12 protein-coding genes are annotated in these 13,497 nt (G+C 59.8%); all 12 read left to right on the forward strand.

All coding sequences use genetic code 11. The features are described from left to right. The first annotated feature begins 61 nt into the window (after nucleotides 1–61). The 12 genes from nuoI to J3R84_RS05080 all read left to right on the forward strand — a co-directional run bounded on the left by nuoI (nucleotide 62) and on the right by J3R84_RS05080 (nucleotide 13,492). Nucleotides 62–553 (forward strand): NADH-quinone oxidoreductase subunit NuoI, encoded by a 492-nt coding sequence (gene nuoI / locus J3R84_RS05025; protein WP_025426590.1) that lies wholly within the window; start codon nucleotides 62–64, stop codon nucleotides 551–553. Nucleotides 554–690: 137 nt separating this feature from the next. Further along, entirely contained in the window at nucleotides 691–1,305 is a 615-nt protein-coding gene (locus tag J3R84_RS05030; RefSeq protein ID WP_025426591.1) for an NADH-quinone oxidoreductase subunit J, read from the forward strand. 28 nt (nucleotides 1,306–1,333) lie between these two features. Then, nucleotides 1,334–1,642: an NADH-quinone oxidoreductase subunit NuoK gene (nuoK, locus tag J3R84_RS05035; RefSeq protein WP_025426592.1), complete on the forward strand. Its 309-nt coding sequence runs from the start codon at nucleotides 1,334–1,336 to the stop codon at nucleotides 1,640–1,642. Between the two features lie 7 nt (nucleotides 1,643–1,649). Continuing rightward, on the forward strand, nucleotides 1,650–3,644 hold the full coding sequence (gene nuoL, locus J3R84_RS05040) for an NADH-quinone oxidoreductase subunit L (protein WP_057211425.1): 1,995 nt from the start codon (nucleotides 1,650–1,652) through the stop codon (nucleotides 3,642–3,644). Next, nucleotides 3,644–5,155: an NADH-quinone oxidoreductase subunit M gene (locus J3R84_RS05045; RefSeq protein ID WP_057211424.1), complete on the forward strand. Its 1,512-nt coding sequence runs from the start codon at nucleotides 3,644–3,646 to the stop codon at nucleotides 5,153–5,155. The genes nuoL and J3R84_RS05045 overlap by 1 nt, the downstream gene beginning before the upstream one ends. Before the next feature lie 19 nt (nucleotides 5,156–5,174). Next, nucleotides 5,175–6,620 carry an NADH-quinone oxidoreductase subunit NuoN gene (gene nuoN / locus J3R84_RS05050; RefSeq protein WP_057211423.1) on the forward strand — a complete coding sequence of 482 codons (1,446 nt, stop codon included), beginning with the start codon at nucleotides 5,175–5,177 and terminating at the stop codon, nucleotides 6,618–6,620. After that, nucleotides 6,620–7,384 carry a biotin--[acetyl-CoA-carboxylase] ligase gene (locus J3R84_RS05055; RefSeq protein WP_162249774.1) on the forward strand — a complete coding sequence of 255 codons (765 nt, stop codon included), beginning with the start codon at nucleotides 6,620–6,622 and terminating at the stop codon, nucleotides 7,382–7,384. The genes nuoN and J3R84_RS05055 overlap by 1 nt, the downstream gene beginning before the upstream one ends. Before the next feature lie 24 nt (nucleotides 7,385–7,408). Further along, entirely contained in the window at nucleotides 7,409–9,076 is a 1,668-nt protein-coding gene (locus tag J3R84_RS05060) for a ribonuclease J (RefSeq protein ID WP_025426597.1), read from the forward strand. A gap of 69 nt (nucleotides 9,077–9,145) precedes the next feature. Then, nucleotides 9,146–9,550, forward strand: a complete 405-nt coding sequence (gene mce / locus J3R84_RS05065) for a methylmalonyl-CoA epimerase (RefSeq protein ID WP_025426598.1) — start codon at nucleotides 9,146–9,148, stop codon at nucleotides 9,548–9,550. A gap of 232 nt (nucleotides 9,551–9,782) precedes the next feature. Then, nucleotides 9,783–10,052 carry a DUF1467 family protein gene (locus tag J3R84_RS05070; protein ID WP_025426599.1) on the forward strand — a complete coding sequence of 90 codons (270 nt, stop codon included), beginning with the start codon at nucleotides 9,783–9,785 and terminating at the stop codon, nucleotides 10,050–10,052. A gap of 780 nt (nucleotides 10,053–10,832) precedes the next feature. Further along, nucleotides 10,833–12,161, forward strand: coding sequence for a proline--tRNA ligase (proS, locus tag J3R84_RS05075; protein WP_025426600.1), 1,329 nt, complete (start codon nucleotides 10,833–10,835; stop codon nucleotides 12,159–12,161). A 20-nt stretch (nucleotides 12,162–12,181) separates the two neighbouring features. Next, a complete protein-coding gene (locus J3R84_RS05080) occupies nucleotides 12,182–13,492 on the forward strand; it encodes a lipoprotein-releasing ABC transporter permease subunit (protein WP_025426601.1) in 1,311 nt (436 codons plus the stop codon). The last annotated feature ends 5 nt before the right edge of the window (nucleotides 13,493–13,497 follow it).

Here is a 13,497-nt window from a genome sequence, read left to right on the forward strand (position 1 = left end):
TGGCTTTCGCTCGGTTGCATACCGCTGGCCGCTCCCAGGCCGGCAAGTCTGGAGGTAAATGATGGCCGGTCTTTCGCAAGCCGTCAGCTCGCTGTTCCTCAAGGAATTCGTCGGCGCGTTCTTTCTGTCGATGCGCTACTTCTTCAAGCCGAAGGCGACGTTGAACTACCCCTTCGAAAAGGGGCCGGTCAGCCCGCGCTTCCGTGGCGAACACGCCCTGCGCCGTTATCCGAACGGCGAAGAGCGCTGCATCGCCTGCAAGCTCTGCGAGGCGATCTGTCCTGCCCAGGCCATCACCATCGAGGCCGGCCCGCGCCGCAACGACGGCACCCGCCGCACGGTGCGCTACGACATCGACATGGTGAAGTGCATCTATTGCGGTTTCTGCCAGGAAGCCTGTCCGGTCGACGCCATCGTCGAGGGACCGAACTTCGAATTCGCCACCGAGACGCGTGAAGAGCTGTACTACGACAAAGACAAGCTCCTCGCCAATGGCGACCGTTGGGAGCGGGAAATCGCACGCAACATCGCAATGGACTCGCCCTATCGCTGAGGCCGATGCGTGGTGTCGCCCTTCAAGGCGGCACATGTGAAACAGTTTGGGGCAAAGGCCGGACATCAGTCCGGCTTTGCCAGTGGAGTGGGGGCTGCAAGAGCCTCACGCCGTGCAAGACGAAAAAGGCACCGATCATGGGTCTGCAGGTTCTTTTTTTCTATCTCTTTGCCTTCATCGCGGTGGCATCGGCATTTATGGTCATTGCGGCCAGGAACCCCGTTTATTCGGTGCTGTTCCTGATCCTGACCTTCTTCAATTCGGCGGGCCTGTTCCTGCTGGCTGGCGCCGAGTTCCTGGCGATGATCCTGCTCGTGGTCTATGTCGGCGCGGTTGCGGTGCTCTTCCTGTTCGTCGTCATGATGCTCGATATCGATTTCGCCGAACTCAGAGCCGGCGTGCTTGAATATGCGCCCGTCGGTGCGCTGATCGGTCTGATCCTGGCTGCCGAACTGATCATCGTCGTCGGCGGCGCGACCTTCTCGCCGGAGATTGCCAAGGGCATCTCGATGCCGATCCCGGCGGTTGCCGACCGGACGAACACCGCCGCACTCGGCGACGTGCTCTATACCCACTACGTCTACTTCTTCCAGATCGCGGGCCTTGTGCTGTTGGTCGCCATGATCGGCGCCATCGTCCTCACGCTGCGCCACCGCACGAACATCAAGCGCCAGAGCATTCCGCAGCAGGTTGCCCGCACGCCCGAGACCGCCGTCGAGGTGATCACGGTCAAGCCCGGGCAGGGCATTTAATTCGGACGCGAGGTCGAGGAACCAAAAAATGGAAATCGGAATTTCCCACTATCTCACCGTCAGCGCCATCCTGTTCACGCTTGGTGTCTTCGGCATCTTCCTGAACCGGAAGAACGTCATCGTCATCCTGATGTCGGTCGAACTGATCCTGCTTGCGGTCAACATCAACATGGTCGCCTTCTCGTCGTTCCTGAACGACATCACTGGCCAGGTCTTTGCTCTGTTCATTCTGACCGTCGCGGCCGCGGAAGCCGCCATCGGGCTTGCAATTCTCGTCGTCTTCTACCGCAACCGCGGCTCGATCGCTGTTGAAGACGTCAACATGATGAAGGGCTGATTGGGCTATGGATACCATCATCAAGGCTATCGTCTTCCTGCCTTTGATTGGCTTTCTGGTCGCCGGCCTTTTCGGCACTTCGATCGGCGCCAAGGCTTCTGAATATGTCACCAGCGGACTGATGATCATCGCCGCCGCATTGTCGTGGTACGTCTTCTTCGACGTCGCGATGGGCGAGCAGGAACTGATCAAGGTTTCGGTGCTGCGCTGGATCCAGTCCGGCGGCTTCGACGTCGAATGGGCGTTCCGCGTCGACACGCTGACCGCAGTCATGTTCGTGGTCGTCAACACAGTGTCGACGCTCGTGCATGTCTATTCGATCGGCTATATGCACCACGATCCGCATCGTCCGCGTTTCTTCGCCTATCTGTCGCTCTTCACCTTCGCGATGTTGATGCTGATCACGTCGGACAACCTGGTGCAGATGTTCTTCGGCTGGGAAGGCGTGGGTCTCGCATCCTACCTGCTGATCGGCTTCTGGTATAAGAAGCCGTCGGCGAACGCGGCGGCGATGAAGGCGTTCATCGTCAACCGCGTTGGCGACTTCGGTTTCTCGCTTGGCATCTTCCTCGTCTTCGTGCTGTTCGGTTCGGTCAACCTCGAAACCATCTTTGCAGCAGCCCAGACCTACCTGCCGGCCGAAGGTGCCGCAGCAGGGGAGGCGGTTGTTACGCTGTTCGGCATGCACCTCGACAAGGCAGATGCCATCACGGCCGCATGCCTGCTGCTCTTCATGGGCGCGATGGGCAAGTCGGCTCAGTTCCTGCTGCACACCTGGCTTCCGGACGCGATGGAAGGCCCGACCCCGGTTTCGGCCCTCATTCACGCCGCAACCATGGTCACCGCCGGCGTCTTCCTTGTCGCTCGCATGTCGCCGCTGTTTGAGCTGTCGCCGACTGCACTGACGGTCGTCACGCTGATCGGCGCGATCACGGCCTTCTTCGCCGCAACCGTCGGTCTGGTCCAGAACGACATCAAGCGCGTCATCGCCTATTCGACCTGTTCGCAGCTTGGCTACATGTTCGTGGCCCTCGGCGTCGGCGCCTATGGCGCGGCCATCTTTCATCTGTTCACGCACGCCTTCTTCAAGGCTCTCCTTTTCTTGGGTGCAGGTTCGGTCATTCACGCCGTCGATGGCGAACAGGATATGCGTTACATGGGTGGCCTGCGGAAGCATATTAAGGTCACCTATTGGATGATGTTCATCGGCACGATCGCGCTCACCGGCGTCGGCATCCCCGGCACCGTCATCGGTACGGCCGGCTTCTTCTCGAAGGATGCCATCATCGAATCGACGTTCGCTTCGCACAGCATCGTTTCGGGCTTTGCCTTTGCGATGCTGGTGATCGCCGCTCTGTTCACCAGTTTCTATTCCTGGCGCCTGACCTTCATGACCTTCCACGGCAAGCCACGCGCTTCGTCGGATGTCATGCATCACGTCCATGAATCACCTCAGGTCATGCTGGTGCCGCTCTACATCCTGGCTGCCGGTGCTCTGCTCGCAGGCTTCCTGTTCCACGACCACTTCTTCGGCGAGGGCTATGCCGAGTTCTGGAAGGGTGCGTTGTTCACCTCGGCTGAAAACGAAATCCTCCATGAGTACCACCACGTTCCGCTGTGGGTTAAGTGGAGCCCGTTCTGCGCCATGGCGCTTGGTCTCTTCACGGCCTGGTACATGTACATCCGTCGGCCTGAGCTGCCGAAGTACCTGGCGGAACAGCATCGCGGCCTCTACCAGTTCCTGCTCAACAAGTGGTACTTCGACGAGCTATACGACTTCCTGTTCGTACGCTCGGCCAAGCGCCTCGGCGTCTTCCTGTGGAAGGAAGGCGACGGCCGGGTCATCGACGGCCTTGGCCCTAACGGAATTGCGGCACGCGTGCTTGATGTCACCGATCGTGTGGTCCGGCTGCAGACCGGTTACCTCTATCACTACGCGTTCGCCATGCTGATCGGCATTGCTGCGCTCGTTACATGGATGATGCTCGGGAGTTCCTTCTGATGACCGATTGGCCCGTACTTTCCGCGGTCACCTTCATGCCGCTCGTCGGCGTCCTGCTTCTCTTGCTGACAAGAGAAGACAGCGCCTACGGCCGCCGCAACATCCTGAACGTATCGCTGCTGACGACGCTCTTCACGTTCGCCGTGTCGGTCTATATCTGGTACCAGTTCGATAGCTCGAACCCGGGTTTCCAGATGACCGAGAAGCACGAATGGCTCGGCACCGGGATTTCCTATCATCTCGGCGTCGACGGCATCTCGGTGCTCTTCGTCGTTCTCTCTGCCTTCCTGATGCCGTTCTGCGTGCTCGCAAGCTGGTTCTCGGTCGAAAAGCGGCTGAAGGAATACATGATCGCGTTCCTGATCCTGGAAACGTTCATGATCGGCGTGTTCGTGTCGCTCGACATCGTGCTGTTCTACGTGTTCTTCGAAGCCGGCCTCATTCCGATGTTCCTCATCATCGGTGTCTGGGGCGGCAAGGATCGCGTCTATGCGAGCTACAAGTTCTTCCTCTACACGCTGCTCGGCTCGGTGCTGATGTTGCTCGCCATCATGGCGATGTACTGGCAGGCCGGTACCACCGACATCACTGAACTTCTCGCCTACAACTTCCCGCGTGAGATGCAGACGTGGTTATGGCTCGCCTTCTTCGCTTCCTTCGCGGTGAAGATGCCGATGTGGCCGGTGCACACCTGGCTTCCCGACGCGCACGTTCAGGCGCCGACGGCGGGTTCGGTCATCCTGGCCGCCATCCTCCTGAAGCTTGGCGGTTACGGCTTCGTGCGCTTCTCGCTGCCGATGTTCCCGCTGGCGTCCGACTATTTCGCGCCCTTCGTCTTCACGCTGTCGGTCATCGCGATCATCTACACCTCGCTGGTGGCGATGATGCAGACCGACATCAAGAAACTGATCGCCTATTCGTCCGTCGCACATATGGGTTACGTGACGATGGGTATCTTCGCGGCCAATACGCAGGGTGTTCAGGGTGCGATTTTCCAGATGCTGTCGCACGGCATCGTCTCCGGCGCGCTCTTCCTTTGCGTCGGCGTCGTCTATGACCGGCTGCACACCCGCGAGATCTCGGCCTATGGCGGCCTCGTCAACAACATGCCGAAATACGCCGTCGCCTTCATGGTGTTCACCATGGCCAACGTCGGCCTACCCGGCACATCAGGCTTCGTCGGCGAAGTGCTGACGCTCGTCGGCGTCTTCCGCGTCAATACCTGGGTTGCGTTCTTTGCAACGAGCGGCGTTATTCTCTCGGCTGCCTACGCGCTCTGGCTCTACCGCCGAGTGATCTTCGGTGCGCTGGAAAAGGAAAGCCTGAAGGCTCTGCTCGATCTTTCGGCTCGCGAGAAGGCGATCCTTTACCCGCTGGTGATCCTGACGATCTTCTTCGGTGTCTATCCGGCGCCGATCTTCGATGCGACCGCAGCCTCCGTGGATCTGCTCGTCAACAACTACTCCGCAGCCCTGCAGGCAGCGCAAAACGTTGCGCTTTCGGTGCAATGACCACAGGACGTGATTGGACATGACTGCTGAAATCCTCCTCGCTAGCCTGCAGCTCTCGATCCCCGAGTTGATCCTCGCGGTCGGCGCGATGGCGCTCTTGATGATCGGCGTGTTCGCCGGTGAAAAGTCGACCTCGACCGTCACCGGCCTTGCGGTTGCCCTTCTCATCATCGCCGGCCTCTGGCTCGTCCTGAAGACGGGCGAGGGCGAAGCTTACGGCGGCGCCTTCCTGTCCGATCCCTTCGCCAAGTTCATGAAGGTGCTGGCGCTGATCGGCTCGATCACCGCCATGGTGATGACGGTCGGCCATGCCCGTTCCGCGCAGATCGATCGTTTCGAGTTCCCGGTGCTGCTGGTGCTCGCCACCCTCGGAATGCTCCTGATGATCTCGGCCAACGACCTGATGTCGCTGTACCTGTCGCTGGAATTGCAGTCGCTGGCGCTCTACGTCGTAGCCGCCATCAACCGTGACAGCATCCGTTCGACGGAAGCCGGCCTGAAGTATTTCGTCCTCGGCGCGCTGTCTTCGGGCATGCTGCTTTATGGCATGTCGCTGGTCTACGGCTTCACCGGCCACACCGGCTTTGACGAGATTGCCGCTGCATTGACGACTACGGGCACGCCGTCGCTCGGCCTGATCTTCGGACTGGTCTTCATCCTTGCCGGCCTTGCATTCAAGATTTCTGCCGTTCCGTTCCACATGTGGACGCCGGATGTTTATGAAGGTGCGCCGACGCCGGTCACCGCATTCTTCGCCGCGGCCCCGAAGGTTGCCGCCATGGCCATCTTCGTTCGCATCGTCATCAACGCGTTCGAGCCGGTCGTTGTCCAGTGGCAACAGATCGTCGTCTTCATCTCGATCGCTTCGATGCTGCTCGGAGCCTTTGCGGCGATCGGCCAGAAGAACATCAAGCGCCTGATGGCCTATTCCTCCATCGGTCACATGGGCTACGCGCTCGTCGGTCTCGCCGCCGGCTCTATGGCGGGCGTTCGCGGCGTTCTGCTCTACATGCTCATCTACATGGTCATGACGCTCGGCACCTTCGCCTGCATCCTCGCCATGCGCCGCAAGGATGGCGAGAACGTCGAAAGCGTCGACGATCTCGCTGGCCTGTCGCAGACCAACCCCTTCATGGCCACGGTCCTTACCATCCTGATGTTCTCGCTCGCCGGCATCCCGCCGATGGCAGGCTTCTTCGGGAAGTACTTCGTGTTCATGGCGGCTATCGAAGCCCATCTCTATGCGCTTGCCATCATCGGCGTGCTCGCTTCGGTCGTCGGCGCCTACTACTACCTGCGTGTCATCAAGGTGATGTGGTTCGACGATGCCAAGGGCGAGTTTGCCCGGACGGCCGGCGAGCTTCGCCTGGTTTTCGGTCTCTCGGGCCTGTTCGTGCTTGGCTACGTCCTGATCGGTGGTCCGCTCGGCAACGCCGCTGAAGTCGCGGCTCGGACCTTCTTTTGATAGGCCTTGAAGGCGGCGGCCGGGTTTCGCTCGACGATTTCCGGCACGTCGCTCTCAATGAAGTCGGTTCGACCAACAGCGAATGCCTGGTGCGGGCGCGCGAGGGGGACAGGGGAAATCTCTGGATCACCGCCGCCCGCCAGACAGGTGGACGTGGTCGACGCGGTAGGGCCTGGTTTTCAGAGCCCGGCAATCTCTATGCTTCGCTCCTCTTGATCGAGCCGGCTCCGATCGAGCTGCTGCACTCGCTGCCGCTGGCAGTGGCAGTGGCGGTTCACAGGGCCATCCGACAGGTAATGCCGCTGGCCGGCGCTCCGGTCGAGATCAAATGGCCGAACGATATCCTCATCGACGGCAAGAAGACTTGCGGCATCCTGCTTGAAGGCGAGAGTCTTGCAGACGGACGTCGCGCGCTGGTCATCGGCTGCGGCATCAACATCGCCGTCATGCCCGACGAGGCACTCTACCCGGTGACTTCGCTTCGCAACGAAGGGGCGTCGGTATCGCCGGACGACTTGTTTGCCCACCTTTTCCTGACCATGGCCGAAACGCTCTCCGTTTGGGACCAGGGCAGGGGTGTGGCACACATCATAGACCAATGGCGGGCGGCAGCGCGCGGCATCGGCGAGACCATTACGGTGAACCTGCCGGATCGGTCGCTTTCCGGCCGCTTTGCCGGTATTGATCAGGACGGCCGGCTGATGCTCGATACGGGCTCGGACACGATGCAGACGATCGCCGCCGGCGACGTATTTTTCGGATAATCAAAACAAGGGCGCATCAAAAACATGGCGCAAGAAGAAGAACTGGTGTTCTTGCCGCTCGGCGGCGTCGGTGAAATCGGGATGAACCTCGGCCTCTATGGCTATGGCAAACCCGGTCATCGACAGTGGATAATGGTCGATTGCGGCGTCACCTTCCCGGGGCCGGAGCTGCCGGGAGTGGATCTGGTTCTGGCCGATATCAGTTTCCTGGCGGAAGAACGCCGCAATCTCAAGGGCATCATCATCACCCATGCCCACGAGGATCACTATGGTGGTCTCAACGATCTTTGGCCGGGGTTGAACGTACCGGTCTATGCCTCGCCGTTTACCGCGGGCATGCTTGAGGCGAAACGCGACTTCGAAAGGAGCCGCGGCGAAATCCCGATAACGATCTTCAAGCAGGGCGACCGCATCAATGTTGGCCCGTTCGAAATCGAAGCGGTCGGCGTCAACCACTCGATCCCCGAGCCGATGTCGCTGATCATCCGCACGCCGCTTGGCGCGATCGTTCACACCGGCGACTGGAAGATCGATCTTCAGCCGTCGCTCGGGCCCCTGACCGACGAGCAGCGCTTCCGCAAGATCGGTGACGAGGGCGTGCTGGCGCTGGTCTGCGATTCGACCAATGCGCTTCGTGACGGGGTCTCGCCGTCCGAGCAGGAGGTTTCGGCAAGCCTGACGCAGATCATCTCCAAGTCTGAAGGACGTGTGGCGATCACCACCTTCTCTTCCAATGTCGGGCGCATCCGTTCGATTGCGGAAGCTGCGGAAGAGGCGGGCCGCGAGGTGTTGCTTCTCGGCAGCTCGATGAAGCGCGTCGTCGCCGTCGCCCGCGATCTCGGCCTGATGGAAGGCATCAAGCCTTTCCTCGCCGAAGACGAGTTCGGCTATGTGCCGCGCGACAAGGTCGTGGTGATCCTGACCGGTAGCCAGGGCGAACCCCGTGCCGCACTTGCCAAGATCGCCCGCGACGAGATGCGCAACGTCGCCTTTTCCGCCGGCGATACGGTCGTGTTTTCGTCGCGTACCATTCCCGGTAACGAGAAGGCGATCAACGACATCAAGAACGGCCTGATCGAGCAGGGCATTCACATCATCACCGACAGTGAAGCGCTGGTGCATGTGTCGGGCCACCCGCGTCGCAGCGAGCTGCAGCAGATGTACCAGTGGGTCCGTCCGCAGATCCTCGTGCCGGTGCATGGTGAGGCCGCACACCTGACGGCGCATGCCGAACTTGGCCTGCAGTCGGGTATCGCCAGCGTTCCGCGGCTTCGCAACGGCGATATGCTGCGGCTGGCGCCAGGTCCGGCCGAAGTCATCGACACTGCGCCGCATGGCCGGATCTACAAGGATGGCTCGCTGATCGGTGATTTCGAGGAAATGGGCATCGGTGAGCGGCGCAAGCTCTCCTTTGCCGGACATGTCTCAGTCAACGTCGTGCTCGACAACCGCTACGATTTCCTCGGTGATCCTGACCTCGTTGCCATCGGCTTGCCCGAGTTCGACGACGAGGGCGAGGACATGGAAGACACGCTCTATGACGCCGTGCTCGGTGCTGTCGAAAGCATCCCGCGTGCCAAGCGCAAGGATCTGGCCATGCTGCAGGAGGCGGTGCGCCGCGCCGTGCGTAGCACCGTCAACCAGATCTGGGGCAAGAAGCCCGTGGTGACCGTGTTCGTCACCAAAGTCTGATTTCCTTCAGGCTCCCGGCGCTGTAGACGTCCGGGGGCTTGAAAACAGCCCGAAGGTTGGAGGATCGCGATGCTTGGACGTGTAAACCATGTGGCAATCGCCGTGCCGGATCTGGCATCCGCTGCTGAGGGCTACCGAGTGACGCTCGGCGCTTCGGTGACCGAGCCGCAAGCCTTGCCCGAGCACGGTGTCACCGTCGTTTTCGTCGCGCTTCCCAACACCAAGGTCGAACTGCTGGAGCCGCTCGGCGATGCCTCGCCGATTGCGGCGTTTCTCGCCAAGAACCCGTCCGGCGGCATGCATCACATTTGCTACGAGGTCGAGGACATCATTGCTGCCCGTGACACGCTGAAGGCGTCCGGCGCGCGGGTTCTCGGTGACGGCGAGCCGAAGATCGGCGCTCACGGCAAGCCGGTGCTTTTTCTGCACCCGAAGGATTTTCAAGGCACGTTGATCGAGCTTGAACAGGTGTGACAGTTGACCGCGCGATGCCGGTTTGTGTGATCGCGCCGGTGGCGTTATAAGCGGGCTACAGCGCCGCGCGTCAAGTTTGACGCGCTCAGCACGCTGTAACACTTTAAACTTGCTGCATAATTTTCTCCTTAAATCGATGCCGATTTAAGGAATTATGCAGTAGAATATCGCGAGGATCGTTCCGTTGAGGGCCAGTAGCCAGTTCGGGACAGGTCTTCATCAGGAGCCGGAAATGCCGCTTTTTTCAACCTTTGCCATCTACTTCATTATCTGGTGGCTGACGCTGTTTGCAGTGCTGCCGCTTGGCGTGCGCACGCAGGCGGAGGAAAACGAGGTGGTGCCCGGCACTGTCGAAAGCGCGCCGGCGCGGTTCCGTGCCAAACGGGTCATCCTGCTGACAACTGCAATCGCGGCGGTCATCCAGCTTGCCTGGTACATTGTGTCGGTGCGGCTCGGCTACGGCATCGACAGCATTCCGCGCTTCTATCCGAAGTTCTATTGAGCCAAGCATCGGCAAGCATGTGGGCGCTCGGCGTCTAGGGATATCGAGTGATCGTGTCCGCTTCCTCACAATCCCCAGTTAAGTATTATCGATTTACCGCTGCACAGGCCCGTAGAGTTCTCTCGGGTGCCTCTCTGCGCGAAACCCGGGCAATCCTACGATTGACCGCCCCGAAATTGACATAGTTCAAGAAAGCCCGGGTGCTCCGATGAGGGTTCGCTTGGCGAAAGGCAAAAAAAAACAAGGCTAAAAGCCTTGTTTTTCAAGTATCGCGTGATCTTTAATCCGTTTCCGGCGGCAGCGACGAAGCGCGCCTAAGATCTTATCCTCCCAAGACTTGACCGCGAAAGTCGGCAAGAATTTAGACTTCATGCCTGTTTTGTGAGCCGAAATTAGCCCAAACATTGGGCGATGTCACCTTATTTTTTTGCATTTTTGCTACAGTTGGATAAAATTTCTCCGTTGACAAGCATCGTCGCAATACTGTTACTACCGTGCTCTTTTGACGCAGCTTTTGGCTTGTCGGTTCTCCTTCGAATCTCTCGATCCACTCTGTGTGGTTCCTTCTGCAAGCAGGGTTTTCATCCGGGCGCGAAGCGGCTATGAACGCAGGGCTCGGAAAGGTTCCTGCCGACTTGTCGGTGACGGAAATTTGAGAGCCGACCCCAAGAAGCAATGGTCGCCTTTGCCTGTTTTCGGCGAGACCGGCGTACCTGAGCTCAACGTCATTTCGCCCGAATCCGTCGATAGTGCGACGTTCATCAAGTTCTGGAACCCGTCATGCGCCTGTCCCGCTTTTTCATGCCCATCTTGAAGGAAAATCCGAAGGAAGCGGAAATCGTTTCCCACCGTCTTATGCTCCGGACGGGCATGATCCGGCAGCAGTCCTCGGGGATCTATACCTGGCTGCCGTTCGGAAAGCGGGTTCTCGACAAGGTCAATGCGATCGTTCGCGAAGAGCAGAACCGCACCGGCGCGAATGAGCTTTTGATGCCGACGCTGCAGTCCGCCGAGCTTTGGCAGGAGAGCGGCCGTTATGACGCCTATGGCAAGGAAATGCTGCGCATCAAGGACCGCCAGGATCGGCCGATGCTCTATGGTCCGACCAATGAGGAAATGATCACGGATGTCTTCCGTTCCTACGTGAAGTCCTACCGCAATCTGCCGCTCAATCTCTACCATATCCAGCTGAAGTTCCGCGACGAGATCCGTCCGCGCTTCGGCACCATGCGCTCGCGCGAGTTCCTGATGAAGGATGCCTATTCCTTCGATCTCGACCGCGAAGGTGCCGAGCACGCCTATAACAAGATGTTCGCCGCTTACCTGCGCACCTTCTCGCGCATGGGGCTGCGTGCCATTCCGATGCGTGCCGACACCGGACCGATTGGCGGCAATCTCAGCCATGAATTCATCATTCTCGCCGAAACCGGTGAATCCGAAGTGTTCTGCCACAAGGACTTCCTCGGCTTCGATATTCCCGGCGAAGACACCAATTTCGATGATGTCGCTGGTCTGAAGACGATCTTCGACAAGTGGACCTCGCGCTACGCGGCCACGTCCGAAATGCACGACGAAGCGGCGTTCAACGAAGTCGCCGAAGGCGATCGCCTGTCGGCACGCGGCATTGAAGTCGGCCATATCTTCTACTTCGGCACCAAGTATTCCGAGGCGATGGGCGCGAAGGTTCTCGGTCCGGATGGCAAGGAACACGCGGTCCATATGGGCTCCTACGGCATCGGCCCGACACGGCTGGTTCCGGCGATCATCGAGGCGTCGCATGACGACAACGGCATCATCTGGCCGAAGTCGATCTCGCCGTTCGATGGTGTGATCATCAACATGAAAGCGGGCGATGCCGCTTGCGACGCAGCCTGCGAGACGCTCTATTCGAAGCTCGGCGCCGCAGGATTCGATGCGCTGCTCGACGATACGGACGACCGCGCCGGCGCCAAGTTCGCCTCTGCCGATCTTATCGGCGTACCTGTCCAGATCATCGTCGGACCGCGTTCTATCGCCAACGGCGAAGTCGAGCTCAAGGATCGCAAGACCGGTGAGCGCGAGACCATGACTGTCGAGGCAGCCCTCAACAAGCTGATCGCGACGAAGTAAGTGAGGCAAGGGGAGGCAGGATGACCGCCGTGACGGAAGATCAGGTGCAGGCCGCTGGCCAGTCTGCAAAGTCCGCCAGCCGCCCTTTTTCCGCCTTTGAGCGCATGGTCGCCTGGCGCTATCTGCGTTCGCGGCGCAAGGAAGCCTTCATTTCGGTGATCGCCGGCTTCTCCTTCATCGGCATCATGCTCGGCGTCGCGACGCTGATCATCGTCATGGCGGTGATGAACGGTTTTCGCACCGAGCTCATCTCGCGCATCCTCGGCATCAATGGCCACATGATCGTGCAACCGATCGACGGTCCGCTCAACAATTACCCCGACCTCGCCACCCGCTTTTCCGGTGTGAAGGGTGTGACGATGGCGATCCCGCTGGTCGAAGGCCAGGTTCTGGCCCAGGGCGTCGGCGATTCTTCGACCGGTGCGCTCGTGCGCGGCATCCGCGCCGATGACCTCAGCAAGATGAAGTCGGTCTCCGACCATATTCAATCCGGCGATCTCGTCGGCTTCGCCGCCGGCACCGGCGTGGCGATCGGTTCACGTATGGCTGAGCAGCTCGGCATTCAGGTGGGCGGCACGATCACGCTGACATCGCCGAACGGCGACGTCACGCCGATGGGCATGAACCCGCGGGTCAAGGCCTATACGGTCTCGGCAATCTTCGAGATCGGTATGTCGGAATATGATGCGTCGATCATCTTCATGCCGCTTGAGGAATCGCAGCTGTTCTTCAATGCCGAAGGCTTGGCCCAGCAGATCGAGATCTTCGTCGAGCACCCCGATATGGTCGACGATTTGCGCAAGCCGGTCGAGGACGCTGCCGAGCGGCAGATCTTCATCACCGATTGGCGCGACCGCAACAAGACGTTCTTCTCGGCGCTCGAGGTCGAGCGTAATGTGATGTTCATGATCCTGACGTTGATCGTTCTGGTCGCGGCGCTGAACATCATTTCCGGACTGATCATGCTGGTGAAGGACAAGGGGAGCGACATCGCCATCCTTCGCACGATGGGCGCGACCTCCGGCTCCGTCATGCGCATCTTCTTCATGACTGGAGCTGCCATCGGTGCGGCGGGAACCGTTGCCGGCGTGCTGCTCGGTGTCGTCGTCTGCCTGAACATTGAGTCCATTCGCCAATTCTTCTCCTGGATTTCAGGCACGACGCTGTTCAGCCCCGAGCTCTATTTCCTCAGCCAGTTGCCGGCAGATATGAACGCCGACGAGACGATCCTCGTCGTCGTCATGGCCCTCAGCCTGTCGTTCCTTGCCACGATCTTTCCGGCATGGCGCGCCTCGCGCCTCGATCCCGTGCAGGCCCTGCGGTACGAATGACAAGG

The sequence above is a fragment of the Ensifer canadensis genome, from assembly GCF_017488845.2.
Classification (GTDB): Bacteria; Pseudomonadota; Alphaproteobacteria; order Rhizobiales; family Rhizobiaceae; genus Ensifer; species Ensifer canadensis.